This is a genomic window from Kitasatospora sp. NPDC057595 (assembly GCF_042800875.1).
Taxonomy (GTDB): domain Bacteria; phylum Actinomycetota; class Actinomycetes; order Streptomycetales; family Streptomycetaceae; genus Kitasatospora.
In genome coordinates, this window is record NZ_JBHVGL010000011.1 from 203,335 (window position 1) to 226,742 (window position 23,408).

Below are 23,408 nucleotides of genomic sequence, written 5' to 3' on the forward strand. Positions count from 1 at the left end.
TCCTCGGTCGGCGACGGACGGACCGCGCCGACTCTACGTCAGCCGCCGTGCTCGCGCCGCGCTCGCGCCGGACCGCCGCCCGAACGTGCGGCGGTGCCGCGGTCCGTCCCCCTCGACGAACCGCGGCACCGCCCTTATCCCGTCCCGGAGACGATCCGGTCCGCTCAGATCGCCTGCCAGAGGGCCGGGACGATGTTGGGCTCCCAGCCCACCTGGGCCGTGTGGCCCTGGAGGCACCGGTAGCTCACGCCGTTCCAGGTGACGACGTCACCCGCCTGGTACGTGGTGCCCGGGGTCCAGGTGCCGCCACCGGGGCCCGGGTCGGAGGTGACCACCAGCGAGTAGCTGCTGGTGTGGGAGACCGAACCGGTGCCGGTCACGGTCAGGTTGTACGTCCCGTTCGGGACCGACGAGCCGACCGCGATGCTCAGCGTCGCGGAGCCGCCGGACTGCACCGAGGACGGGCTGACCGAGGCGGTCACCCCGGCCGGCGCGCCGGAGACGGCGAGGTTCACCGTCTGGGCGGAGCCGGAGGTGGTCTGGGTGCTCACCGTGGCGGTGGTGGAAGCGCCCGGCTTGACGTTGCCGGTGGCCGGGTCGACCGAGACCGAGAAGTCGTTGGTCGGGATCGGGCCGCTGCCGACCGAGGTCTTCCACAGGGTGTAGGCGACGCCGTCGGCGCTGCGGTCCAGCACGGTGGCGTTGATGTTGCTGGTGGTGTCGCACGACGAGTGGTAGCAGGAGTCGTACGCGCGGCCCGCCGTGCCGCCCCACTTCGCGGCCTGGGCCGAGGTCTTGGTGGCGCTGGCGCCCGCGGCGTAGCCCGAGGTCGGGATGCCGGCCGACTGGAACGAGGCGTCGTCCGAGCGGCCCTGGCCCTCGACGTTCTCCTCCGGCTGGAGGTTCAGCGAGTCCCAGTACGCCTTCATCGGCGCCGAGGTGGTGGAGTTGACGTTGTTGATGAAGTAGCCGGCGTTGGGCGAGCCGACCATGTCGAAGTTGTAGTAGCCCTTGATGGCGCTGCGCTGGGCGGAGCTGAGCTGGCTCACGTAGTACTGCGAGCCCTGCAGGCCCTGCTCCTCGCCGGTCCACCAGGCGAACCGCACGTGGCGGGTCAGGGTCGGGTTCTGCTGGGCGAGGACGAGCGCGTTCTCCAGCAGGACGGCCGAACCGGAGCCGTTGTCGTTGATGCCCGGGCCGGCGCTGACGCCGTCCAGGTGCGCGCCGAACATGGTGACCTGGTCGGACGGGCCGCCGGGCCAGTCGGCGATCAGGTTGTTGGCGGTGTAGCTGCAGCTGCCGCAGGTCTGCTCGCTGACCTGGTAGCCGGCCGCCTGGAGCTTGGCCTTCACGTAGGCCAGCGACTGGCTGTACCCGCTGGTGCCGGTGCGCCGGTTGCCGCCGTTCTGCGAGGCGATGCTGTTGAGCTGGGCCAGGTGCGCCTGGACGTTGGTGACGCTAATGTCGGGCGCGCTGCCGCCGGGGTTGCCGCCGCCGACCGTCAGCGTGTACTGCGCGGTGTGGGTGGCCTGGCCGGTGGCGGTGACCGTGATGACGTAGCTGCCCGGCGCGGTGGTCGCGCTGGTGGAGACGGTCATCGTGGCGGAGGCGCCGGTCTGCACCGAGGACGGGCTGAAGCTGACGCTCGCGCCGCTCGGGGCGCCGGAGGCGGTCAGGTTGACGCTCTGGGCGCTGCCCTGGGTCACCTGGGTGCCGACCGTCGCGGTGGCCGAGGAGCCGGCCTGGACCTGGCCGGAGCCCGGGTTCAGCGAGATCGAGAAGTCGCTGACCTGGCCGGTGCAGGTCGGGTCGCCGCTCTGGGCGGGGACGCTGACGGCGTCCCAGGCGGCCTTGGTGCGGTTGAACAGGTTGCAGCTCGGGTCGAGGTTCTTGGCGGCGGTCAGGGTGGTGGTGCGGTAGCGCTTGTAGGTCATGCCGCTGGTCTTGAGCAGCATGCCGCCGTAGAAGATCCGGCCGGCGTCCTTGATGCCGACGCCGGTGACCGAGGAGCTGTTGCAGGTGGGGCTGGTGGGCTTGCCGCCGCCGGGGTTGGAGCCCTCGGCGAGCAGGTAGAACCAGTGGTTGAGCGGGCCGGCGGCCGCGTGCACCTCGGTGCTCGGGATCGAGGCCGAGTAGCAGTTGGGGTTGTTGCTGACCAGTGAGGGGTTGTACATGTTGCGGATCGGGCCGCTGCCGACGAGGTTGATCATCTCGCCGACGAGGTAGTCCGGGCTGTCGTACGGGGCGGGCTGGTTGGCGTAGGCCTCGGTGAGCGCGCCGAAGATGTCGCCGGTGCCCTCGCCCAGGCCGTTCTCGTTGTTGGCGCCGCCGGGGGTGAACTGGTCGATGCCGTGGCCGAACTCGTGGCCGACGACGTCGATCGAGGAGATCCACTCATTGGCGTTGCTGTGGCCGATGGAGACCGAGGAGCCGTCCCAGTAGGCGTTGACGTCGGCCAGGCCGACCTTGACGGGCCAGCTGCCGCCGTTGCCGTCGTGCCCGTTGCGACCGAGCCAGTCGCGGAGCATGTCCCATTCCTTCTGGGCCGCGAACATGGCGTCGCCGCAGCCGGTCTCCTTGCTGGTGGGGCTGCCGGTGCCCCAGGAGTCGGAGGACTTGGTGAAGACCTGGCCGGTGGCGTTGTCGGCGCAGCTCAGGCCCGGGCGGCTGGGGTCGCGCAGCGAGTAGGAGCTGCCGGAACCCGTGGTGTTGATGGTGGGGTTCGGGCCGTTCCACTTGGAGTTGAGCGTGCCGGCGCGCGCGTCGTCGTAGCTGTCGATGACCTCGCCGCTGCGGGCGTCGACGAAGACGTGCAGGGTGCTCGGGGCGCTGCCGTTGCTTCCGGTGAGCACGGTCTCCCAGGCGAGCCGGCCGGCGCCGTCCTGGACCCGGACGACCAGGCGGCGGGACTGCACGCCGTCGACCTCGGCCAGCTTGGTGCGTGCGGTCTTCTCCGCGTTGGCGGCGCTGACCAGCGCGGTGGTGGGCACGCCCACCGGGCCGGAGGAGGCGGCCTGCAGCCCGCGGACCTTGCCCTGGCCGTCGGCGAGCACGACGGCGTCGCCGCCGACCACCGGCAGGCCCTTGTAGCTGCGCTGGTAGGCGACCGAGTAGAGACCGCCCAGCCAGGGGGTCACGGACTGGCGCTCATAGGTCTCGTCCGGGCCCTTGGCCAGGGCGTCCAGGCCCGCCGCGGCCGCCTGGTCGGCGGCGTTGACGGCGGCGGCCAGGGCGCTGGGCGGCGCCGAGACGGCCGGACCGGGGTCGGCGGCGGCCTGGCCGACCGCGGTGGCGGTCAGCATGCCGGCCACGACGGCCAGGGTGGTGCCCGCCGTCAGCAATCTGCGTTTCATTCCGAGGCTCCTCGAACGTGGGGGTGCTCGATCGCGGACGGTGTGCCGTCAGGGCGCTCACCGCGGGGCCGTTTGGGGGGCGGCTGTGTGCGGGCGTCCGCGCTCGGGTGCCGGAACCCTCACACGCCGTCATGGCCCGGTCAACGGTCCGGACGTGCGGGGAGGGCGGTTGGCAAGTTCCGTCAAGTGGCGTCAGGAACCTTTTCAAGAACGGGAATTGAGGTCTGACGCGGCGTCCGGGCAGGTCGGGGGCGGCGGCCGGGCCCGGCCCGGGGCGGCGGGGGAGGCCGGGGCCGGTGCGTGAAGAGGTTGAGACCAAAGGGAGAAGAGGTAGAGACCAGTAACCGAAAGTGGTTGAGACCATCTCATGTACGCCGGAGGTCCTCGTCCAGTACCGTCCTCCTCAGCGGACCTCCCTACCGGGAGGGCCCGGAACGCACTCGGGAGGGCAGCCCCGTGCACCGGAACCGGGCGTCGACCAAGCCCGCCGAGGACGAGGCCTGGCGGGCCTTCGGGCTTCGCCTGCGCCAGTGGCGCCGTCGCGCCGGCCTCACCCAGGCCCAGCTCGGCGCCGAGATCGGCTACGACCACACCGCGGTCAGCAAGCTCGAACACGGCACCCGCCGTACCAGCCCCCGGATCGCCGACCGCCTCGACGACCTGCTGCTCGCCGGCGGCGAACTGCGCGACGCCTGCCGGCTCGCCGAGGAGGGCGCGCTACCCGTCCCGGCCGGGCCGCCGGCCGGCCCCGCCCCCGCCGCGCCGCCGACCGCCCCCGGCGACTGGACCCGTGCCCCGCTGCCCGGCCCGCCCGTCGCCGCCCTGGTCCCCGCCCTGCCGCCCGGCCTGGCCCCCCAACTGCCGGTCCGCCTACCCGACTACGGGCTGCTCTGTCCGCTCCACGACGCCGCGGGCTGCGACGTCCCCCCGCCGGCCGACCTCGCCGTCCTGCACGCGGCCTTCCGCGCCGCCGACCCGGCCGCCGCGCCACCGCTGGACCCGGACACCGTGCACGCCCTCGCCGGCCTGCTCGCCGCCCACCTGCGGGCCGGCGACAGCGCCGACGGCCCCGGCACCGAGGCCGTCGAGGACACCCTGCGCGTCGTCCTGCGCCGCCTGGCCGCCCACCCGGCCGGCCCCGCCCGCCGCCCGCTCGCCCGGCTCGCCGGCGAGTACGCCCACGCCGCCGGCGCGCTGCGCATGCAGGACGGCCGCAACGCCACCGCGATGGCCTGCTTCGACCGCGCCCTCGGCTGGGCCGAACTCGCCGAGGACGCCGCCACCCAGGTCGCCGCGCTCAGCGACATGAGCTTCCTCGCCCGCCTCGACGGCGACCCCGGCGCGGCCCTCGGCTACGCCCACGAGATCGTCCGGGTCGCCCCCGCCCGGCACTGGGCCGGCGCGATGGGCCAGATCGGCCTGGCCCGCGCCCACGCGATGACCGGCGACGTGCGGTCCACCGTCCGCCACATCGCCCGCGCCCGCCACCACCTCGACCACATCGGGGTCCACGACGAGGCCGACGCCGCCTGGCTCTCCATCGCCTCGATGCGGCTGCGGGTCGAGGCGGGCGCCGCCGCCGCCCTGCGCGACGCCGCCGCGGCGGTCGACGACCCCCGGCTCGCCCGGCGCGCCGTGCACGCCGCCGAGACCGCGCTCGCCCTGCTGGCGCCGGACCAACTTCCCTCGTTGCGCCTGCTGTTCACCGTCCGGGTGGCCGACTGTCACCTGATCGCGCACGATCCGCGGGCCGCCGCCGAACTGGTCCGGTCGGTCCTGGCGGCGGGCGACGGCGAGGCCGGGCTGCCGCCGCTGGTCCGGCGCGAGCTGGCGGGCCTGCGCGGCCGCCTGGTCGGCCACGGCCTCGCGGGCTGAGCGGGCCGGGGGCACCGCCCCGGCCGTTGCGGGGCTGTTGCCCGATCGCCGCCAAGCGGTGCGCGGACCGGTACGCGCCCGCCGCGGCGACCGACGCGTTTCCCGGACACCCTTCGCGGTGCACCGCTCGGCACCGCAGAAGGAGAGCACCGTGAACCCGTCCGGGACCGCCCGGCCGAGCCGCTCCGGCGTCGCCCTGGTCGGGGGAGCGTTCGGCGTCGGCGCCCTCACCGTCCTCGGCTCGATCGGCCTGCTGCTCGGCGGCGCCGTCCTGACCGTCGGCGTGCCGGCGAGGTCCGTCACGGCGACGGCCGACGGACGGTAGGGGCTGTCAGAGGGCGGCGAGGAAGGCGTCCAGCTCGCGTTCGAAGAGGTCCGGGCGCTCCAGCGGGACCATGTGCCCGGCGCCGGGCAGGGCCAGTTCGCGGGCGTGCGGGGCACCGTCGGCTACGGCGCGGGCGTTGGCCAGGATGTCCGCGCCGTCCAGCTCGCCGGTCAGCACCAGCGTCGGCACCGTCAGCTCGCCCAGGCGCCCGGCCGCGCCGGCCTCCCGCGCCCGCCCGGCGCCGAAGCCGGCCGCGTGGCGCAGCACGTTGGCGGTCACCGAGGCGCGCAGGCGTTCCCGCAGCGTGCCGTCCACCTGGGCGGGGGAGCGGTGCGGGCCGTCCGCCCACATCCGCAGGAAGTGCTCCACGAACCGGCCCACGCCCTGCTCGCCGCCGGCGCCCAGTGCGGCGATCTGCTGCTCCGTGTGGTGGGCCACGAAGGGGTCGGTGAACGGCCGTCCGCTGACACCCGGCGCGGTGAGCACCAGGCCCGCCACGGACGCGGGGTGGGTGAGCGCGGTGTCCAGCGCGATCCGGGAGCCGAGCGAGAGCCCGACCAGCACGGCGCGCGGCACGTCCAGGTGCGCGAGCAGGGCCCGCAGGTCGTCGGGGTGGGCGTAGTCGCCGCCGACGGTGGAGGAGCGGCCGTGTCCGCGGGCGTCGTAGCGCACGACGTGCCGGCCGGCGGCGGCGAGCCGGGCGAACTGCTCGTCCCAGCTGTGCCGGTCCAGCAGGCCGCCGTGCAGCAGCACGACGGCCGGTCCGGCGCCCTCCGCGACCTCGTAGGACAGCTCGCCGTCCGTGACGGGTGCGGTTCCGGTGCGCGCTTCGGTCATGTTCCGTCCGCTCCTTGATCGTTCCGGTCGTTTCGATGGCGCTTCTCGGCCGTTCGCTCCAGCTCCTGGAACACCTCGCCGAGCCGGTCGAGCACCCGCAGGGCGGTGGCGACCTCCTCCGGGTCCAGATCGCCGAGGTGGCGCCGCAGCGCCTCGTGCTCGGCGGTCCGGACCCGGGCGAGCACGCTCTCGCCCCGCGCGGTGAGCCGCACCAGCGAGGAGCGCCGGTGCTCCGGATTGGCGACGGTCTCGGCCAGCCCCAGCGCCTTGGCGTCGTTCACCAGCCGCTGCACGGGCTGCCGGTCCAGGTCCAGCGCCCGCGCCAGCTGCGGCACGGTCCGCGGCCCGCCGCGCCGCAGCGCGTCCAGCACCGCGTGCTGCCCGGCGGTCATGCCGGTCCCGGCCAGCCCGCGTTCGACCGCCCGCACGACCACCCGGTGCACCGGCCACAGCCGCCGGATCACCTCGTGCAGCAGCCTCTCCACGGGCGGACCGCCGCCGCCGTTCCCCTGACTGACACTCATGTTGTCATCATGACACTGGAGGTGTCATCTGTGAACCTCGCGCGGCTCGGGTGCCGGAAGAAGACCCAGTGCGTCGAGGCGCCACGTGAGCAGGTCCATGCACGCGTGGATGCCGGGTGCCGGCGCGTCGGCGCACTCCCGAATCGCGACGATCGCCAGGACACGGTTGTGGCCGCCGGTGAGCAGTCGGTCGACCTCGGTGCGCCCCTCGGCGGGCAGCCGTTCCCGCAGTGTGGTGTTCATCCGGGCAGTGAACCGCCCCGGTGGGCGGTGGGGCCACCGCATTTCCGCCGCCGGGCGCGCACCCGCCTCCCGGCGTGACCGGGATCGCCCCGTCTCGTCTCGCCACGCAGTCCGCCCGCCCGGACGCGGCGCGGCCCGCTATAGCCTGTGCGGCAGTCCCACCAGGCCCATCCGCACCATCGGGCAGAACCGGCGGGACGGCGGCGCGCGTCCAACGGCTGGACGCGTCAACAGGCGAACTGGGTGGAACGGACGATGAGCGGCGAGATCTACTTCAGCAACAACTACCGGGACCTGAGCGAGCAGCACGGGACGGGAGCCGGGTTCCAGTTCGAGTTCTCCTGCGCCCGGTGCTACGACACCTGGCGCTCGCCGTTCGAGGCGTTCACCACCGGCCAGATGGCCGGCTGGCTGAGCAAGGGCGTGAGCGCGGCCTGGAACCTGATAGGCGGCACCGCGAGCAACAGCATCTCCAACGCCGCGGACGGCCTGGCCGGCGCCAACTGGGGCACCTCCCGGGACGCCGCCTTCCAGCGGGCGATCGGCAACGCCGAGTCGCACTTCAACCGCTGCGCGCGCTGCACCCACTACGTGTGCGGCCGGTGCTGGAACAGCGCCCAGGGCCTGTGCCTGGGCTGTTCCCCCGACACCGCGGCGGAGGCCGTCGCCGCCCAGCAGCGCGGTCTGAACGACATGGTGTCGCAGCAGGCGTACCAGGTCGGCCAGCAGGCGGGGCAGGCGTACGACGTCACCACTCCGCGCCAACTCGTCTGCCCGCAGTGCCGGGCCGAGACCCACGGGACGGCGTTCTGCGCGGGCTGCGGGTTCCGACTGGCCCAGCCGTCCGCCTGTACCGGCTGCCAGGCCCAGCTGCCGGACGGGGCCGCGTTCTGTCCGACCTGTGGGACGCGCCGCTGACGGCCGCCGGGCCGACGCCGACCGTCGATCCATCGCCGGCCCGCCGGCCCGGCTCGCTTGACTTCGAGCGCACTCCACATCCTGGCCTCCCCGTCGTGACGAAGGCACTGGTCACCGGCGGAACGAGCGGGCTGGGGCCGGCGATGGCCTCCGCCCTGGCCGCGGCGGGGGCGGCGGTCGCGCTGACCGGCCGCACCGGGCGACGGGCGGAGGGGACGGCGGCCGGCCTGCCGGGGGCGATCGGCCTCGAACCGGACGTGCGCGACGAGGCGTCGGTGGCGCGGGCCGTCGATCCGGCGTGGTCGCGGCTCGGCGGCATCGACCTGCTGGTCAGCAACGCCGGCCTCGGCGTGAGGACCGTCAACCCGCGCTTCATGACCCGGCCCCGGGGCTTCTGGGAGGTGCCGCCCGACGCCTTCCGCGCCGTGGTCGACACCAACCTCACCGGCTACTTCCTGGTGGCCCGACCGCCACCGGCATGCTGCCCGAGGATGACCGCCCCGCCGGCCGGGAGCTCCTCGACCCCGCCGTCATGGGCCCGCCCGTCGTCTGGCTCGCCTCCCCGGAGGCCGCCGGCGTCCACGACCAACGCGTCGTCGCCACCGACTTCCCCCGGTGGCTCCGCGACCGCGAGCGTGCCGCCGAGCACGGCTGAGCCGACGTCGACGTGACACCGGCGAAACCCGCTTGCCCCCGAGCGTGCGACCACCTCGGCCGGGCGGCATGACCGACCTCCGCACCGACCGCCTGGGGGCACGGCTACGCCACCGAAGCGGCGCGAGCGGTCCTCGCCTTCGGCTTCGAGGCCCTCGCCCTGCCCGAGATCCTCGCCGTCACCACGGCCGGCAACCTCCACTCCCAGGCGGTGGTGCGCCGGCTCGGCATGACCACGGATCCGTCCGAGGACTTCGACGACCCCGGCGCGCCCGAGGGCCCGCTGCGCCGCAACGTCCTGTTCCGCATCGCGCCGCCCCGGCCCTGACGGGTCACTCACGTCACTCCGGTCACTCCGCCGCCGGTGGCTCCTCGGCCGTGAGGATCGCCAGCAGGCCGGGGAAGCGCTGCTCGATGTCGGCGCGACGGAGGGTGGCCATCCGACTGTTGCCCCGGTCGACCTGGCGGACCAGCCCGGCCTCGCGCAGCGTGCGGAAGTGGTAGGTGACCGTCGCCTTGCCGACCGGCAGGGCGAAGGAACTGCACGTGCGCGCGCCGTCCTCGGGTCCGGCGGCCAGCTCCCGCACGACACGCCGCCGCAGCGGGTCGGCCAGTGCCGCCAGGACGCGGCCGAGCTCGATCTCCGCCGTGTCCGGGTGCCCCTCGTCGTCGGGCATCGTCGTCCACCTCCGCTCAGGTATGACTTGCATCGTACCTCTCCGGTCGCCTACGGTCCCGAGGTACGAGATCACTCGTACCTCCCGAAAGGACCCGCCGTGACCCAGCAGCCCTTCACCCTCGTCGGCACCGCCCGCCCCAAGCCCGAACGCGTCGACGACCTGCGTCGGCTCCTGCTCTCCTTCGTCGAGCCGACCCGCCAGGAGCCCGGCTGCCTGGAGTACCACTTCCACGAGGACCGCGACGCCCCCGGCGTCTTCGTCTTCTACGAGGCCTGGCGCAGCGAGGAGGACCTGGACGCCCACCTCGCCCTGCCCCACATGCGCGACTTCTGGGAGCACCGGATGGACTACCTGGAGCGGGACCTGGAGATCCGCTGGCTCACCATGCACAGCCCCTACGAGTCGCCCGAGCAGCGCATCGCCCCGGTACGCTGACGCGATGCTGCTCCCCGCCGTCCCGCGCATCCGCCTGCGGCCGCCGTTCCGGCCGACCGTCGACACGCCGTTCGGCCCGCTCGCCTTCGAGACGAAGCTCGGGGACACCGCCCTCCTCCCGGCACGGCCCGACGAGCTCTTCACGCTGCCCGGCCCGGACGGCCGCCTGATCGCCCGCTGGACCCGCCCCTCGGCCCGCGTCGAACTGCTGCTCACCGGGTACGACCCGGAGCTGGACCCCGGGACCTGGGGGCCGCTGACCGACTGCCGGGCGGCCGTCTGGCGGATCGACGCCCGGGAGCCGCTGCGGCGGGTGCGGTTCTCGGCGTCGCTGCCCACGCCGCTCCCCGCCGGTGCCGACTCGGACTGGAACGGCGGCCAGGCGCTCGCCGCGTTCACGGTCGAGGACGAGCGGACCCGCCTCACCGTCGGCGGCCACGACGAGGAGGCGATCTGCGGGGCGGCCGAGGCGCGCGAGGCCCCCCGGCGCTGGACGGCGCTGCTGGACGAGGTGTACGCGCGTTCGTTCACCACCTGGGGCGTCGACGCGAGCGGCCGCCCCGACATGACGTGGACCCTGCCGCCCCTGGAGCCCGGCGACCACTGCGAACTCCCGGTGGTGGCCGCCTGGGCGCCGGTCGAGGACGACACCGCGAACACCTGGTACGCGGTCATGCCGTCCTCGACGGCGGTGCTGCGTCAGGTCGCGGCCACGGTCACGGACGGCCCCGCGCCCCGGCCTTGACGACCGCCCGCCCCGGCCCGCCGCGGCAGGCTAGGCTGCGACGATGGACCGCTTGACCGACGCGCCCGAGACCCCCGCCGAGCTCTCCGAGGAGCCGCCCGCCGAGCTCTCCGTCGAGCCCGAGCCGCCCGCCCCGGCCCGGGTGAACGACTACGACGGCTTCGCCGAGGCGTTTTCGGCGGAGACCGAGAACAACCTCCTCAACGCCTACCACGCCCGGCCGGCGATCCTCGCCCTCGCCGGGGACGTGACCGGCCGCCGGATCCTGGACGCCGGCTGCGGCTCGGGGGCCCTCTCCGCCGAGCTGCGCGAGCGCGGTGCCGTCGTCAGCGGCATCGACTCCAGCGCCGGCATGCTGGAGCTGGCCCGCCGCCGCCTCGGTGAGGACGCCGACCTGCACGTGGGCGATCTGGGCGACCGACTGCCCTTCGAGGACGGGGCGTTCGACGACGTGGTCGCCTCGCTGGTGCTGCACTACCTGGAGGACTGGGGGCCGACGCTCGCCGAGATGCGCAGGGTGCTCAGGCCCGGCGGCCGCCTGATCGCCTCCGTCCAGCACCCGTTCGTCGACTACGCGATCCAGAACCCCCGGCCCGACTACTTCGCCACCACCAGCTACACCGACGAGTGGACGTTCGACGGCCGCACCTACCCGGTGACCTTCTGGCGCCGCCCGCTGCACGCGATGACCGACGCCTTCACCGCCGCCGGCTTCCGCCTCACCACCCTCAGCGAACCCCAACCCGACCCGGCCGCGCGCGAGTTGTTCCCCAAGGACTTCCACCACCTCTCGACCAAGATGAGCTTCCTCTTCTTCGTCGTCGAGGTCCCGGAGCCCCCGGCCGCCGCGAGCGACTGACCCCGCGCCGATGGGGGCGGCCCGTTGACGACGCGGGTCTGCACCACGTCCCACATCTCATGGGAGTGGTCGGGGAGGGCGGTACGGTCCGCCCCGGCGACACGATCGTGATCGAGCCGCCGGAGGGACCGCACCGCCCGCTCGAATGCGTCTGAGGCAGGACCTATCGGACGACCTCGGGAACCGGGCGCGCGTAGCCGAGGTCCGCCGGGGCGAGCGCGCCGGCGGGACCGGCCGCGCGCAGGACGACGTCCAGGACCCGGTCCGGGTCGCAGGCGTAACCGCCGCTCGCCCAGGCCGGGTTGGCCTCGACCACCGCCCAGCCGCCGTCGTCCAGCCGGCCGACGTCGACCACGACGGCGCTCGGCAGGCCGCCCGTCGCCAGGACGTCCGCCGCGAAGGCGAGCACGTCCGGCCCGACCTCGGGTGAGACGGCGAGCGAACCCGCGACCGCGTAGCGGCTCGCCGCGCGCACCTCGCCGTCCAGTACGAACAGGCGGTACTCGCTCGCGAACGCGACCACGTCGCTGACCAGCACGAGGGTGTCGTCGTCGAGCGCGTCCGGCCCGGGCAGGCCGCTGCCGTCGGGGTACACCCGGGCCGGGAACAGCTTGTCGACCGGCGGCTTGAGGAAGGCCGGGCGGCGCAGCCGGCGCGCCTCGGCCAGCGAGGTGCACTCCACCCGGCGGGCGAGCAGCTCGGCGGGCAGCACGGTGAGCCAGTCGGCGGGCGGCTCCAGCGGCAGGATGTCCAACACCCCGGCGGCCACGTCCGCGAACAGCGGCCCGCCGTACAGGTGCGCGGGCCGCAACCCGGCGAGCCCGGCCGGGACCTCCCACCGCACGGCGGTGTGCGCCCGCAGCCCACGGTGCCGGGCACGGGTCAGCAGCTGGAGTCCGGTCTCATTGATCCGGGGCGCGAGCATCAGGAGCGTCATGGCGCCCCATGGTGGCCTGCGTCCGGTGGCCCCGGCCAGCGGATTTCCGCCGGCCGGGCACGTCGGTGGGCGTGCTGCGGAAGCCGGTCGAGACGCCCGCGACGCGGCCCGACGGTCGGGCCGCGACTCCTGGTGGCCGGGCCTGGCGGGTGTCGCCGGCGATGCCGAACGCCGGCCTACTGACCGTTGTGCGAGTACGCCGAGCCGGTCGGCGCCAGGGGGAAGGAGTTGTCGACTTCGGTGTGCGAATGAGGAAACCCGTTACCTCACGAGGTAGTTGTGGAGGTGCGAGGCGGCGTTCAGCATCGCCAGGCCGCGGTCCGTGAGCCGCTGCTGCCAGCCGGCGAGGGTGGCGCCGAGGGCGCTGGTGCCGCCGGCCGTGCGGATCTGCTCGACGACCGCCGCGATGTCCTGGAGCCGGTGGCCGCCGCGGCGCAGCAGGTGGGCGAGGTCGGCGTCGCGGACGTCGCTCGGGTGGAAGACGCGGTAGCCGGTCGCGGGGTCGCGGGCGGGTCGGAGGATGCCCGCCGCCTCCCAGGTGCGCAGGGTGGCGGGGGTCAGTCGGAGGCGGTGGGCGAGTTCGCCGATGCTGCGGGGGAGGGGGCCGGTGGGTTCCCCGGTGTCCCCGGGGACGGCCGCGGTGGCGAGGTGGTCGACGGCCGCGCGGACGGCGGTGAGGGTCTCGCGGTCGCGGAGCAGCTGGGTGTGCCCGCCGTGGACGGCGGTCAGGGCGTCGTCGGTCCGGCCGTCGTGCACGGCGTTCATGATCGCGCCGGCGGTCCGGTGCCCGTAGGCCCGCACGAGCGCGAGGAAGGTGCGCAGCGCCGTCGCGTGCAGCTCGGTGTAGATCCGGTACCCGGTGGCCGTCCGCTCGGCGGGCGGGAGGAAGCCGTCCTGCTCGTAGTTGCGGACGGCCTGGGGGGAGAGGCCGTGCTCGCGTGCGAGGTCGGCGGGGCGCAGGGCCGTCCGCTTGCCGCCGGGGTTGCCGGGGTTACCAGGGTTGCTGACCACTTTGAGACTTTATAAGAGATTCCTCGGGCCGAGAACCGCAAAAGTCTCAACCGGTCTTTCAGAGATACGCTTGAGGCTCATGACACAGGACATCCGAGACTTCCTGCCCTCGTCGTGCGGCCTGGTGGCGTACGGGGAGCCGACGCACCGGGAGCCGGCCTTCGGGCGGGCCCGCAACGAACTGTTCGCCCAGCTGGTCGGGCACGGCTTCCGGTCGATCGTGCTGGAGACCGACCGGGTGGCGGCGCTGACGGTCGACGCCTTCGTCCGGGAGGGGGTGGGGTCACTGGAGGGCGTGATGCGGGACGGCTTCACCCACGGCTTCGGCGAGCAGGAGCCGAACCGTCGGCTGGTGGCGTGGATGCGCGAGTACAACCGCACCCGGCCGGCGGAGGAGCGGCTGGCGTTCCACGGCTTCGACGCCCCCACCGAGAACGCGTCGGCCCCGAGCCCCCGCCCGTACCTCGAACACGCCCGTGCCTACCTGGGGATCGACCTGGACGTGGCGGCCCTGGTCGGCGACGACGAGCGGTGGAGCCGGACGGAGGCGGTGATGGACGCGGCGATGTCGCCGGGCGCCTCGCCGGAGGCGGACCGGCTGCGGGCGGTCGCCGACGATCTGCTCGGCCTGCTGCACGCCCGCGCGGCGGAGCTGATCGCGGCCACGTCGAGGGCGGAGTGGGAGGTGGCGAGGACGTACCTGACGGCGGGGGCGGGGCTGTTGAGGTACCACCGGCAGGCGGCGCGGCCGATGGAGCCGAGCGATCGGCTCGCGGGGCTGCTGGGGGCCAGGGACGAGATCATGGCCCGAAACCTGCTCGACATCCGGAGCCTGGAGGCCGGGCGGGGTGGGACGTTCGTGTTCGCCCACGACGCCCACCTCCGGCAGAACCCGAGCGTGTGGCGGATGGGAGAGAAGGACGTGACCTGGAACGGAGCCGGCCGGATCGTGGCCGCGTTGGTGGGCGGGGAGGAGTACTTCTTCGTGGCGGGAGGCCTCGGCCGACCGGGGCCGTGGCGGCTGGAGCCGGTGGGGGAGGAGTCTCCGCCCGCCGACGCCGATCTCCTGCTGGAGGTCGAGGGCGGTGATTCCGAGACGGGCTGAGCCGGTTGTCGGAGGCTGCCTCTACGGTGAACACCCATGAGCTACGACGTGTCTTTCCTCGACCTGCGCCGGTACCCCCTGTGGGAGGCGATCGCGGCCGACGGCAGCGACCAGCGGACGACCGTTCCGCAGGACCTGGCCGACGCATGGCAGCGGATCACCCCGAGGGCGCTCGAACTGCTGGGTGACGCGGAGGTCGGCGGGAACGAGCGGTGGCTCAGCCTCGACCACGGCCCGTCCGGCCTCCAGCTGGGGGTGCGCGGCGCGGACGTGATGATGAACGTGCCCTACTGGCACCAGGGCGAGCAGGCGGAGCGGGTGATGGCGCTGGTGCGCGCCCTGGCCGTGATCGTGGAGGAGGAAACCGGCCTGAGCGCCTACGACCCGCAGACCGGCAACCTCCTCACCGGATCCCCGACCCAGGAGGCCACCGAGGTGATGAACAGCACCGCGGCCTGGGTCGCGCGTTACTGACGGAGACGGTCGACCTCCCCGCGCATGGCCAACTCGCCGCCGCCTGCGCGGGTGTGGCGGTCCCGGCGCGGGACGCAGCCGCCGTCGTGGCTGCGTGAGGCCCTCTACGTCCGGCCGGCCGATGAGGCCGCCGCGGCGGCCGCAACGGCCGCCGGGCAGCCGCCCCCCCCCCCGGGCGGGTGGGCGGCGGGGGCGAGGGCCGGGGGGGGGGGGGCGACAAGCCCCGCCCCCACGCGGCCTGCTACCCGGCCGGTCGACTGGAGGTGCTCGCCGGGAGCGGGCACTGGCCGTGGGTCGACGAGCCGACGGCCTTCCGCGACCTGGTCACCGGCTTCCTGGCCGACTGACGCCGGTCACGCGGCCTCGACCAGGCGGAAGGCCAGGCAGACCAGGGGCGTGTCGTCCTCCACGCGGCTGCCTGCCCGCTCCCAGTAACCGCGGTGCCCGGCGCGCCACTCCTCCAGCGAGGCATCGCCCTCGCCCTCCGCCCGGGCGTGCTCCCAGGTGACCTCGGCGAACGGCTTCACCTCCACGCCGGTGATCTCGATGACCCCGACCGACCGTCCGTCGTCGTCCAGCAGCACCAGCCGCTCACCGGGGTACTCCAGGCCCTCCACCTCCTCGGCGTACTCCGCCAGCAGGCCGGTGGTGGCGGTCTTCCGACCGGCCAGGGCCAGGGAGTTCAGCTTGGCCCGGAGTCCTCCGGGAGTGCCGAGTTCCATCGACCGCATGCCATTGACCCGTGGCCACATTCCGCCATCGTCCCTTCCGAGCGCCGCCGACCGGTTGATCGTCTCCATCCGACGATAAGGGGTCCGGGGTGGCCGGGCGGAGGCGAACACCTCGTTAGACAGGTTAGCCTTACCTAAATTCAGGTGAGAGGAGACGGTCCTGACCAGCACCACCGCCCCCGCGCGCTTCCTGCTCTTCCCGCTCCAGGTGGTCCGGGCCGCCCGGATCACCCCGCACATGGCCCGCATCACCCTCGGCGGCCCCGCCCTCGCCGGATTCGTCAACGGCGGGCTCGACCAGCGGGTGAAGCTCCTGCTGCCCCGCCCCGGGCAGACCGAACCCCTGGTGCCCGAAGGCGAGGAGGAGTTCGGCTGGTACCGGAGCTGGCGGGCGATGGACCCCGCTGTCCGCCCGGTGCTGCGCACCTACACCGTCGGCGCGCGGCGCCGCGACCCCGACGAGGTCGACATCGACATCGCCGTCCACGGCGACCACGGACCGGGCTCGCGCTGGGCCGTGACGGCGGCGCCCGGCGACCGGGTGATCGTCTACGGGCCGGCGGTCGAGGAGGCCGGCGGCGTCGAGTTCCGGCTGCCCGACGGGGCGGACTGGGTACTGCTCGCGGGGGACGAGTCCACGCTGCCCGCCGTCGCCGCGATCCTCGGCGAACTGCCCGTGGGCCTGCCGGTGAAGGTCTTCGCCGAGGTCGAAGGGCCGCAGGAACACGCCTATCTGCCCGCCGGCCGCCCGGACACCGACATCACCTGGCTGCACCGGGGCACCCCGGGGACCCCCGCCCTCCCCGACGCCGTCCGTGCCGCGGAACTGCCCGGCGGCACGCCGTACGCGTGGATCGCGGGCGAGGCGGCGGCCGTCCGCGAACTGCGCCGCCACCTGGTGCGCGAACGCGGCTACGACCGGCACGCCGTCTGCTTCATGGGCTACTGGCGGCTCGGCCGCACCGCGGACCAGCGCGCCGACGAGCCGGTGGAGGCGGACCCGGAGTGAGGCGGGGACGGCCCGAACGGCCCGACGGGGTCGAGTCCGGATTCGAGGAGCGTCGAAGACCTTTGCCCGGCCGCCCCGCGCGCGGTGAGACTCTTCGAGGCAACCCGCCACCAGGAGAAGTGACCTGAGGAGAGTGTCCGTCATGAGGATCGCGCGTTCCCTCGTCCCCCGTACCGGTGTCGCCCTCGGTGCCGTGCTGATGGCGGCCGGACTGCTGGGCGGTACGGCCGCCCAGGCCGCCGACGGCGCCCCGGCCGCGAGCGCCCCCGCCGCCCCGGCTGCCGCCGCGGTGTCCGACGCCGACCAGACCGTCATCCACGGCACCGCAGGCCTGAACCGCGGCGAGAGCTGGTCCTCGCCCGACGGCAGCACCGTGCTGTACCAGCAGTGGGACGGGCATGTGGTGCTATACAAGAACAACGTCGCCATCTGGACGGCCGTCGGCACGTACGGCGTCGGCACCTACCTCTACATGCAGGCGGACGGCAACCTCGTCGCGTACGACGCCGGCATGCGCGCCGTCTGGAACAGCCGGACGCCGTACCACCCGGGCGCCTACCTCGCCGTCCAGAACAGCGGCAACCTGGTCGTCTACTCGGGCAGCACCCCGCTCTGGTGGTCCAACTACCGACCCGGCGGCTCCGACCCGACCGACCCCGAGTGCCGCCCGGGCCGCCTCTGCCCGTGACCCGGTGAGCGCCGTGAAGGGGTGACGCCGGAACGCCGGAGTCCCGCCGCGCCCTACCGGCGCGGCGGGTCGATCCGGGTGCGGGCCGGGGCGAGGAGGCGGTTGAGCAGTTCGGCGCCCTCGGCGGTGTCCAGCGCGACCGGCGCCGGGCCCGCCGGCTTGACCATGGCGGGCGCGTCGCCGCGCTCGTAGAGGATGCAGGCGCTGCTCCCCAGGTCCCGCTTGGACGGCCACCGCAGGCCGTGCGCCCACGGCGCCTGGCCGCGGATCCAGGCCGCCCAGCGGCGGGTGTGCGGGTAGGCCTCGGGGGTGGAGTGGATCAGCCACTCGTCCTGGTGGACGGCCGCGAGCTGGTCGAGCGTCATCAGGCCGACCAACGGGATGTCACAGGTGGTCTCGATCCGCGACAGCACCCTGCCCCGCACCGCGGCGCGCCGGATCCGCCGCCAGCCGCGCTCGTCGAACGGGACGCCGCGCACCAGCGTCTCCATCACCGCCGTCCGCTCGGAGAACCCGGCGTACAGGTACGGCAGGTGGGCGCCGTCGCCCTGGTAGGAGCAGAACCGGCCGCCCTCGTAGTGGGTGTCGGAGGGGTTCGGGTTGAACGCGGTGGCCGGGTACGCCGCCAGGTGCACGCGGTGCAGGACGGTGCCGGCGGGCAGGATGTCGCGGTGCGGAGTGGCGCGCACGGTCGGGGCGGGGACCTTCACGTCGGGCATGCCCTCACCACTCCGCGATCTCGGCGCGGGCGGCGGCGAGCAGCGTGTGCTCACCGGCGGTTCCCAGCAGGCGGGCGGGCACGGCGTCCAGCCAGGCGTTGGCGCCCAGCCACCAGTCCGCCACGCCCCACGGGTCGTCGTCGGCGTCGAGCAGGCGGTTGACGGCCACGACGACGGGCAGCGGGCGGCCGGAGTCGTCGTCGAACTGGAAGGACGGGAGGCGGATGGTGCCCTGGCGGTCGGTCAGCCGGATGAGGTCGGGGTCGGCGGGGTCGTGCCCGCCCGCCCGGTAGTCGGCGGCGGTGACGGAGTCCGCGGCGAGCAGCCAGTCGTCGGCGTCGTCGGGCGGCGTGGGCGGCCCCAGGAGCACCGCCCCGAGGTTGCCCACGCTGACCACCCTGGTACCGGACGCAGTCACGTCGCCGCCGCCCCGGGCGTAGCGCACGTTGTCGTCGAGGAGCCGGCGCACCGGGTGCCCGTCGGGAAGGGCGGCGCGGACCAGTCGCTGGACCTTGCGCGCGATGCGCTCCGGATCGCCGGTCGTGTCCGCGGCGAGCGCCCGGAGCCCGGCCCGGGACGGCTCGTCGAGGAGCTCCCAGATCTCGCCCCAGTGCTCACGCAGGGCTGCCAGTACGTCCTCCGGCACCATCGTCCCTCACCCCCCGCCCGCTCCCGGTCCCGCTCCCGGTCCGATCTGCTGTTCTGCAGCTCTGCTGCGCGCCTGTCGGCCGTCCGCCAGGGTAGCGCGTCGCGGGGCTCCGCGGGCGGTGATCTCGGATTCGCAAAGGCAGGACGGATCAGGCCGGTTCTGCGGCATGATGGTTGCTCAGCAGCACCTCGGGGGCGGTGCCGGTGTGCGAGCGGTCGTTCGACATGTGGCGCGTTCCCGGTTCGTGCCGCAGGTCACGACTCGCGCTCGGAAGGCGGCCGGTGAGCATTTCTGCGGGATACGGGTGGTCCTACGTCGATCAGGAGGCCGAGCGCCGGCGGCAGTTGCGCGCCCGGTTGGCCGCTGAGGCCCAGCGCGCCGCGAACCTCCGGCAGGCCGAGGAGGCCCGGGTGGCGCTGCGGGCCAGGCTGGCCGCCGAGGAGCGCCGGGCCGGGCTGCGGGCCAAGCTCAATGAGCTGGGCGAGGAGGCGCAGGGGCTGCGCGGCGAGGCCCAGCGGCTGCGGCGCGCGTACCGGACGGACCGAGTGACCGTGGAGACGGTCACCGTCCGGGCGGGGGCGGACGAGGCCGAGCTGACGCGGGCGGTCGAGCGGGCGTGGGCGGCCAACGCCCGTGCGGCGCGGGAGTTGGAGGAGGCGGTCCAGGACGTCTGGTCAGCGGTGCTGCCGGAGGCGGTGGTCGAACCGGAACGCCCGCGTCCGGCCCGTTCCGGCCGGGGTGGTGCAGCCGATCCCGTGGCCGCCGCCGAGGCCGCCGCTTCCGCCGCCGAGGCCGCCGAGCGTGAACGGGTCGAGCGGATCGAGCGGGTCCGGTCCGGCGCCCTCGTCGAGGCGCAGGCGATCCTGGACCGCGACGTGCCCCGCTGCGACCCGGTCGACCTCGAACGGGTCGCCGGCCTGGTGCGCACCCTGAAGGCGGCCGGTACCGTCTCCGACGCCCGGACGACCCTCACCGACCTCGCCGCGCTCGTCCAGCACTCGGTGCAGCGCCGCACCCGCGAGGAGGAGCGCGCCGAACAACGCGCCGCCCTGGTGGAGCTGGCCCAGGACGCGGAGCCGGCCGACCGGGACCGGCTGGTCGCCGACCTCGCCGCCGCCGAGGACCCGGCGTACCTGCGGCCCGCCGTGGAGGCGGCGGTGGCCCGGGCGGACGCGCGCCGCCACCGGGCGCCGGTCGCGGCGGCGCTCGCCGAGGTGCTGCGCGAGCGGGACTACCAGGTGGGCGCGGACTTCGCGGACCTGCTCGCCGAGGAGGGCGAGGTGGTGGTGCCGTTCGGCGATCCGGACCCCGGGCGTACGGCGGCATCCGGCGAGGGGGAGACGGACGACGAGCCGCCCGCCTCCGGCTACGGGCTGCGGCTGGTGCTCGCACCGGACCGGGCGACCCTGTCGACGGCGGTCGTCCGCCGCGACGACGCCGGCACCGCCGACGGGGAACAGGGCGCGGAGGAGGAAGAGGAACGGGACGAGGCCGTCCAGGAGTGGTTCTGCGACGAGCAGTTGCCCGCCATCGAGGACGGCATCCGGCAGCGCGGTGTCCAGTTGCAGCGGACGTCCGCGATGCCGCCGGGCGCGCTGGCGGCCGGACTCGTCCCGGGCGGCTGGTGGCCGCAGCCGCCGTCCGAGGCCGCGCCGCCGCGCCGCCGTCCGAAGCCGAAGAAGCGCGACGCCAGGACCGAGTCGACCGGCTTCCGCACCAAGCCGCAGGAGCGCCACCGTGACCGCTGAGCCCCCTCCCGAGGACCGCGCGGACCTGCGCAAGGACGCCCCGGCGGCGCCGGACGAGGACACCCCGGCCACCGGCACGCCCAGTTGGATCCGCGAGCTGGACATGGCGCTCACCGTCTACCCGCAGGTGCTGCTCACCGGCAACGTCCGCGACCAGTACCTGCTGCCCGACGACCACGCCGCCGGCAGCAGCGAGACGCTCGCGCCGTACAGCCTCGGGGGAGTGATCGAATCGCTCTGCGCGGCCCGCGAGTACGGGGCGATCGCGTTCGTCGACCAGGTCAACGACCGCATCGCCCTGCTGCGGCTGAGTGCCACGGTGGAGCAGATCCCCCGGGCGATCCGGGAGTTCGTCGAGCGCGACGAGCGGTGGCGGCGTGGCGGCGGCGGTCAGCGGTCGGACGGCTCGGCGGCGAACGGTCCGGCGGCGAACGGCTCCGGCGAGGGTGGTTCCGGCGAGGACGACGACGGTGAGCCCGACATGCTGGACCGTCTGCGCGACGCGATGGTCGCCGTCGTCCAGCACCCCGGCCCGCCGATCGCCCTGGTCGTCCCGTATGCCGGCCGGCTGGGATCGCCGCAGGCGCCCGTCGCCGGTGAAGCCGCCCGACTCTTCGCCGCAGCCGAGGAGTTGGGTCACACCGCGCGGCCGGTGCAGGGCGCGACCGCGGTCACGCCGTACAACACGGTGGTCTGGGTGGTGGAGCGGCAGGAGGAGCTGCCCAGGGAGTTCGCGGTCGGCAGCCGCGCCCTGCGGGTGATCAACGTGCCGGAGCCGCCGCACGACCAGCGGCTCGCGGCGGCGCGGCACGTGGTCGGCGGACTCGCCCGCTACCAGGCGGCGACCGGCGGACCGTCCCTCACCGCGGAGGAGACCGCGGCGGCGGCCAAGGCGCTCGCCAACTCCTCTCACGGGATGGGCAGTTCCGAGGTGATGGCGATAGGCCGGATGGCCCTGGACCGCGGCCTTCCGGTCCAGCGGCTCGACGAGGCCGCCCGCCTCTACCGGATCGGCGTGCTCGACAACCCGTGGGCGACCGCCGAACTGCGCGAACGCATCGTCGACGGTGAGGAGTTCCTCAACAGCAAGGTGATCGGCCAGCCGCACGCCGTCCGCCGCACCCTGGAGATCTTCATGCGCTCGGCGGCCGGGCTCAACGGCGCCCAGGCCTCCAGCTCGCCCAGCCGGCCGCGCGGAACGCTCTTCCTGTCCGGCCCGACCGGAGTCGGAAAGACCGAACTCGCCAAGGGCGTAGCCGAGATGATCCTCGGCAAGGACGCCCGGCCGATCCGCTTCGACATGAGCGAGTTCGCCGAGGAGCACGCCCGCGACCGTCTGATCGGCGCCCCGCCGGGTTTCGTCGGCCACGACGCGGGCGGTGAACTCACCAACGCCGTCAGGGCCAACCCGATGAGCGTGCTGCTCTTCGACGAGATCGACAAGGCGAACCCGCGACTGTTCGACCTCTTCCTGCAGATCCTGGAGGACGGGCGGCTCACCGACGGGCACGGTGCCACCGTCTACTTCACCGAGTGCGTACTGATCTTCACCTCCAATCTCGGCATCACCGCGATGGTGGTGGGCGATCCGCCGAACGGCGGGGCCAAGGCGGACGGCGAGGAGCCCGGCAGCGGGGCGGCGGTCGCGGACGGGAGCGCCGGGAGCGCCGGGAGCGGTGGGAGTGGCGGGAACGGCGGGAGCGCCGGGGCGTACGGGAGCGCCGGGCCTCGCACGGTCCGGCGGGAACTCAGCCGTCACGACGATCCGGTGATGGTGCGTCAGGCTCTGCGCGACGCCTTCGACGTCTTCTTCAACGACCAGATCAAGCGGCCCGAGCTGCGCAACCGCTTCGGCGACAACTTCATCCCGATGGACTTCATGCAGGAGAAGTGGGTGCCGCAGATCCTCGACAAGGCCATCGCCTCGGTGGCGTCCCGCGTCCAGGAGGTCCACGGCGCCGCACTCACCCTCTCCGACGACGCCTGGGAGGTGCTGCGGGTCGAGGCCACCCGGCGGCTGGACCACGGCGGTCGCGGTGTGCTGACCGCCGTCGAGTCGGCGCTGGTCAACCCGCTGGCCAGGGAGATCTTCCGGACCCCGCCGCGGCGCGGCGACCGGATCGAGGTGGTCGCCGTCGAGGGTGACGAGGACGGCGAGGGCTACCGCCTGGAGGTCGAACGGTGGCCGGCCTGAGCGCGGACGGGACGGACGGCGTGGCCGGCCCGGTCGTCCCGGCCGCCCTGGTCGCCCAGGTCTCCCGGCCGGTGACCGCGCTCGGCCCCGGCCGACGGCTCGGCGTCTGGTTCCAGGGATGCACGCTGGCCTGCCCCGGCTGCATGTCCCGGCACACCTGGGACCCTTCCACCGGGCGGGAGTTGACGGTCGACCGGTTCGCCGCCCTGTGGCGGGCCGCGCTCGCCGACGGTCTCGACGGCCTCACCGTCAGCGGCGGCGAACCCCTGGAGCAGCCCGCGGCCCTCGCCGCACTGCTCGCCGCCGCCGACGCGGAACGCCGCCGGGCCGGGGCCGTCGCCGACCTGCTGGTGTACACCGGCTGGGAGCCGGAGGAACTGGCCGCCGACCCGGCCACCGCAGCCGCCCTGGACGGGGCGGACGCGGTGATCACCGGCCGCTACCGGGCCGGGCAGCCCACCCGGCTGGCCTGGCGCGGCTCGGCCAACCAGCGGCTCGTCACCCGAACGGCGCTCGGCCGCGAGCGGTACGCGCCCTTCCTGGAGCACCGGCCGGAGCGGCCCGAACTCCAGGTGCACGTGAGCGAGGGCGAGGTCCGGGTGATCGGGGTGCCGCGCCCCGGGGACCTGAGCCGGATCGAACGCGACCTGGTCCGGCGCGGCGTGACACTTCGGGAGAACTCTTGGCGACCGTGA

24 protein-coding genes and 1 pseudogene are annotated in these 23,408 nt (G+C 74.4%); 15 read left to right on the plus strand and 10 right to left on the minus strand.

The window, feature by feature from the left end; genetic code table 11:
- Window positions 1–164 precede the first annotated feature (164 nt).
- Window positions 165–3,353: a M28 family peptidase gene (locus tag ACFU9E_RS18825; protein WP_380682393.1), complete on the minus strand. Its 3,189-nt coding sequence runs from the start codon at window positions 3,351–3,353 to the stop codon at window positions 165–167.
- A gap of 456 nt (window positions 3,354–3,809) precedes the next feature.
- On the opposite strand from ACFU9E_RS18825, the gene ACFU9E_RS18830 reads away from it, so the two are divergent.
- Together ACFU9E_RS18830 and ACFU9E_RS18835 are read left to right on the plus strand one after the other, a co-directional pair.
- Complete coding sequence (locus ACFU9E_RS18830) at window positions 3,810–5,228, plus strand: helix-turn-helix domain-containing protein (protein ID WP_380682394.1); 1,419 nt, start codon at window positions 3,810–3,812, stop codon at window positions 5,226–5,228.
- Window positions 5,229–5,379: 151 nt separating this feature from the next.
- A complete protein-coding gene (locus ACFU9E_RS18835; RefSeq protein ID WP_380682396.1) occupies window positions 5,380–5,553 on the plus strand; it encodes a hypothetical protein in 174 nt (57 codons plus the stop codon).
- Window positions 5,554–5,559: 6 nt separating this feature from the next.
- Here the strand turns inward: ACFU9E_RS18835 and ACFU9E_RS18840 are convergent, their stop codons facing one another.
- Genes ACFU9E_RS18840 through ACFU9E_RS18850 form a run of 3 tightly spaced genes read right to left on the minus strand, consistent with a single transcriptional unit; the run spans window position 5,560 to window position 7,157 of the window.
- Window positions 5,560–6,390, minus strand: a complete 831-nt coding sequence (locus tag ACFU9E_RS18840; protein WP_380682397.1) for an alpha/beta fold hydrolase — start codon at window positions 6,388–6,390, stop codon at window positions 5,560–5,562.
- Window positions 6,387–6,914 (minus strand): MarR family winged helix-turn-helix transcriptional regulator, encoded by a 528-nt coding sequence (locus ACFU9E_RS18845; protein ID WP_380682398.1) that lies wholly within the window; start codon window positions 6,912–6,914, stop codon window positions 6,387–6,389. The genes ACFU9E_RS18840 and ACFU9E_RS18845 overlap by 4 nt, the downstream gene beginning before the upstream one ends.
- A gap of 24 nt (window positions 6,915–6,938) precedes the next feature.
- Window positions 6,939–7,157, minus strand: a complete 219-nt coding sequence (locus tag ACFU9E_RS18850; protein ID WP_380682399.1) for a hypothetical protein — start codon at window positions 7,155–7,157, stop codon at window positions 6,939–6,941.
- A 255-nt stretch (window positions 7,158–7,412) separates the two neighbouring features.
- On the opposite strand from ACFU9E_RS18850, the gene ACFU9E_RS18855 reads away from it, so the two are divergent.
- The 3 genes and pseudogenes from ACFU9E_RS18855 to ACFU9E_RS18865 all read left to right on the plus strand — a co-directional run.
- Entirely contained in the window at window positions 7,413–8,075 is a 663-nt protein-coding gene (locus ACFU9E_RS18855) for a zinc ribbon domain-containing protein (RefSeq protein WP_380682400.1), read from the plus strand.
- A 95-nt stretch (window positions 8,076–8,170) separates the two neighbouring features.
- On the plus strand, window positions 8,171–8,746 hold the full coding sequence (locus tag ACFU9E_RS18860) for an SDR family NAD(P)-dependent oxidoreductase (RefSeq protein ID WP_380682401.1): 576 nt from the start codon (window positions 8,171–8,173) through the stop codon (window positions 8,744–8,746).
- 65 nt (window positions 8,747–8,811) lie between these two features.
- Window positions 8,812–9,057: pseudogene (locus ACFU9E_RS18865) on the plus strand (GNAT family N-acetyltransferase); the annotation flags it as partial.
- A gap of 22 nt (window positions 9,058–9,079) precedes the next feature.
- On the opposite strand, the gene ACFU9E_RS18870 reads toward ACFU9E_RS18865, so the two are convergent.
- The gene (locus ACFU9E_RS18870; protein ID WP_355363030.1) at window positions 9,080–9,406 is read right to left on the minus strand and encodes a helix-turn-helix domain-containing protein; all 327 of its coding nucleotides are present in this window, start codon (window positions 9,404–9,406) and stop codon (window positions 9,080–9,082) included.
- A 99-nt stretch (window positions 9,407–9,505) separates the two neighbouring features.
- Between ACFU9E_RS18870 and ACFU9E_RS18875 the strand changes: the two genes are divergently transcribed.
- The 3 genes from ACFU9E_RS18875 to ACFU9E_RS18885 are packed head-to-tail and all read left to right on the plus strand — an operon-like array spanning window position 9,506 to window position 11,448.
- Window positions 9,506–9,844: a putative quinol monooxygenase gene (locus tag ACFU9E_RS18875; protein ID WP_380682402.1), complete on the plus strand. Its 339-nt coding sequence runs from the start codon at window positions 9,506–9,508 to the stop codon at window positions 9,842–9,844.
- Between the two features lie 4 nt (window positions 9,845–9,848).
- Window positions 9,849–10,589, plus strand: a complete 741-nt coding sequence (locus ACFU9E_RS18880; RefSeq protein WP_380682403.1) for a hypothetical protein — start codon at window positions 9,849–9,851, stop codon at window positions 10,587–10,589.
- Between the two features lie 43 nt (window positions 10,590–10,632).
- On the plus strand, window positions 10,633–11,448 hold the full coding sequence (locus ACFU9E_RS18885; RefSeq protein ID WP_380682404.1) for a class I SAM-dependent methyltransferase: 816 nt from the start codon (window positions 10,633–10,635) through the stop codon (window positions 11,446–11,448).
- Between the two features lie 163 nt (window positions 11,449–11,611).
- On the opposite strand, the gene ACFU9E_RS18890 is transcribed toward ACFU9E_RS18885, so the two are convergent.
- The gene (locus ACFU9E_RS18890; protein WP_380715165.1) at window positions 11,612–12,385 is read right to left on the minus strand and encodes an ATP-grasp domain-containing protein; all 774 of its coding nucleotides are present in this window, start codon (window positions 12,383–12,385) and stop codon (window positions 11,612–11,614) included.
- 261 nt (window positions 12,386–12,646) lie between these two features.
- Window positions 12,647–13,396, minus strand: a complete 750-nt coding sequence (locus ACFU9E_RS18895; RefSeq protein ID WP_380689563.1) for a TioE family transcriptional regulator — start codon at window positions 13,394–13,396, stop codon at window positions 12,647–12,649.
- 79 nt (window positions 13,397–13,475) lie between these two features.
- Between ACFU9E_RS18895 and ACFU9E_RS18900 the strand changes: the two genes are divergently transcribed.
- Together ACFU9E_RS18900 and ACFU9E_RS18905 are read left to right on the plus strand one after the other, a co-directional pair.
- The gene (locus tag ACFU9E_RS18900) at window positions 13,476–14,501 is read left to right on the plus strand and encodes an erythromycin esterase family protein (RefSeq protein ID WP_380689561.1); all 1,026 of its coding nucleotides are present in this window, start codon (window positions 13,476–13,478) and stop codon (window positions 14,499–14,501) included.
- Window positions 14,502–14,537: 36 nt separating this feature from the next.
- Complete coding sequence (locus ACFU9E_RS18905; RefSeq protein WP_380689559.1) at window positions 14,538–14,975, plus strand: hypothetical protein; 438 nt, start codon at window positions 14,538–14,540, stop codon at window positions 14,973–14,975.
- Window positions 14,976–15,328: 353 nt separating this feature from the next.
- On the opposite strand, the gene ACFU9E_RS18910 is transcribed toward ACFU9E_RS18905, so the two are convergent.
- Window positions 15,329–15,697 (minus strand): ASCH domain-containing protein, encoded by a 369-nt coding sequence (locus ACFU9E_RS18910; protein WP_380689993.1) that lies wholly within the window; start codon window positions 15,695–15,697, stop codon window positions 15,329–15,331.
- Window positions 15,698–15,914: 217 nt separating this feature from the next.
- On the opposite strand from ACFU9E_RS18910, the gene ACFU9E_RS18915 reads away from it, so the two are divergent.
- Both ACFU9E_RS18915 and ACFU9E_RS18920 read left to right on the plus strand, forming a co-directional pair.
- A complete protein-coding gene (locus ACFU9E_RS18915) occupies window positions 15,915–16,715 on the plus strand; it encodes a siderophore-interacting protein (protein ID WP_380689995.1) in 801 nt (266 codons plus the stop codon).
- Window positions 16,716–16,857: 142 nt separating this feature from the next.
- A complete protein-coding gene (locus tag ACFU9E_RS18920; protein ID WP_380689997.1) occupies window positions 16,858–17,403 on the plus strand; it encodes a hypothetical protein in 546 nt (181 codons plus the stop codon).
- 53 nt (window positions 17,404–17,456) lie between these two features.
- Here the strand turns inward: ACFU9E_RS18920 and ACFU9E_RS18925 are convergent, their stop codons facing one another.
- Together ACFU9E_RS18925 and ACFU9E_RS18930 are read right to left on the minus strand one after the other, a co-directional pair.
- Window positions 17,457–18,122 (minus strand): RES family NAD+ phosphorylase, encoded by a 666-nt coding sequence (locus ACFU9E_RS18925; RefSeq protein WP_380715167.1) that lies wholly within the window; start codon window positions 18,120–18,122, stop codon window positions 17,457–17,459.
- A 4-nt stretch (window positions 18,123–18,126) separates the two neighbouring features.
- Window positions 18,127–18,771, minus strand: a complete 645-nt coding sequence (locus ACFU9E_RS18930; protein WP_380681770.1) for a hypothetical protein — start codon at window positions 18,769–18,771, stop codon at window positions 18,127–18,129.
- Between the two features lie 281 nt (window positions 18,772–19,052).
- Between ACFU9E_RS18930 and ACFU9E_RS18935 the strand changes: the two genes are divergently transcribed.
- Genes ACFU9E_RS18935 through ACFU9E_RS18945 form a run of 3 tightly spaced genes read left to right on the plus strand, consistent with a single transcriptional unit; the run spans window position 19,053 to window position 23,408 of the window.
- Window positions 19,053–20,519, plus strand: coding sequence for a hypothetical protein (locus ACFU9E_RS18935; RefSeq protein ID WP_380681768.1), 1,467 nt, complete (start codon window positions 19,053–19,055; stop codon window positions 20,517–20,519).
- On the plus strand, window positions 20,509–22,713 hold the full coding sequence (locus tag ACFU9E_RS18940; RefSeq protein WP_380681766.1) for an AAA family ATPase: 2,205 nt from the start codon (window positions 20,509–20,511) through the stop codon (window positions 22,711–22,713). The genes ACFU9E_RS18935 and ACFU9E_RS18940 overlap by 11 nt, the downstream gene beginning before the upstream one ends.
- Window positions 22,701–23,408 carry a 4Fe-4S cluster-binding domain-containing protein gene (locus tag ACFU9E_RS18945; protein WP_380681764.1) on the plus strand — a complete coding sequence of 236 codons (708 nt, stop codon included), beginning with the start codon at window positions 22,701–22,703 and terminating at the stop codon, window positions 23,406–23,408. The genes ACFU9E_RS18940 and ACFU9E_RS18945 overlap by 13 nt, the downstream gene beginning before the upstream one ends.

Coding starts and splice junctions, on each gene's coding strand:
- ACFU9E_RS18905 (WP_380689559.1), top strand. CDS start 14,538: ATGAGCTACGACGTGTCTTTCCTCGACCTGCGCCGGTACCCCCTGTGG.
- ACFU9E_RS18925 (WP_380715167.1), bottom strand. CDS start 18,122: ATGCCCGACGTGAAGGTCCCCGCCCCGACCGTGCGCGCCACTCCGCAC.
- ACFU9E_RS18885 (WP_380682404.1), top strand. CDS start 10,633: ATGGACCGCTTGACCGACGCGCCCGAGACCCCCGCCGAGCTCTCCGAG.
- ACFU9E_RS18890 (WP_380715165.1), bottom strand. CDS start 12,385: ATGACGCTCCTGATGCTCGCGCCCCGGATCAATGAGACCGGACTCCAG.
- ACFU9E_RS18930 (WP_380681770.1), bottom strand. CDS start 18,771: ATGGTGCCGGAGGACGTACTGGCAGCCCTGCGTGAGCACTGGGGCGAG.
- ACFU9E_RS18910 (WP_380689993.1), bottom strand. CDS start 15,697: ATGGAACTCGGCACTCCCGGAGGACTCCGGGCCAAGCTGAACTCCCTG.
- ACFU9E_RS18870 (WP_355363030.1), bottom strand. CDS start 9,406: ATGCCCGACGACGAGGGGCACCCGGACACGGCGGAGATCGAGCTCGGC.
- ACFU9E_RS18880 (WP_380682403.1), top strand. CDS start 9,849: ATGCTGCTCCCCGCCGTCCCGCGCATCCGCCTGCGGCCGCCGTTCCGG.
- ACFU9E_RS18850 (WP_380682399.1), bottom strand. CDS start 7,157: ATGAACACCACACTGCGGGAACGGCTGCCCGCCGAGGGGCGCACCGAG.
- ACFU9E_RS18920 (WP_380689997.1), top strand. CDS start 16,858: ATGAGGATCGCGCGTTCCCTCGTCCCCCGTACCGGTGTCGCCCTCGGT.
- ACFU9E_RS18855 (WP_380682400.1), top strand. CDS start 7,413: ATGAGCGGCGAGATCTACTTCAGCAACAACTACCGGGACCTGAGCGAG.
- ACFU9E_RS18840 (WP_380682397.1), bottom strand. CDS start 6,390: ATGACCGAAGCGCGCACCGGAACCGCACCCGTCACGGACGGCGAGCTG.
- ACFU9E_RS18845 (WP_380682398.1), bottom strand. CDS start 6,914: ATGAGTGTCAGTCAGGGGAACGGCGGCGGCGGTCCGCCCGTGGAGAGG.
- ACFU9E_RS18900 (WP_380689561.1), top strand. CDS start 13,476: ATGACACAGGACATCCGAGACTTCCTGCCCTCGTCGTGCGGCCTGGTG.
- ACFU9E_RS18825 (WP_380682393.1), bottom strand. CDS start 3,353: ATGAAACGCAGATTGCTGACGGCGGGCACCACCCTGGCCGTCGTGGCC.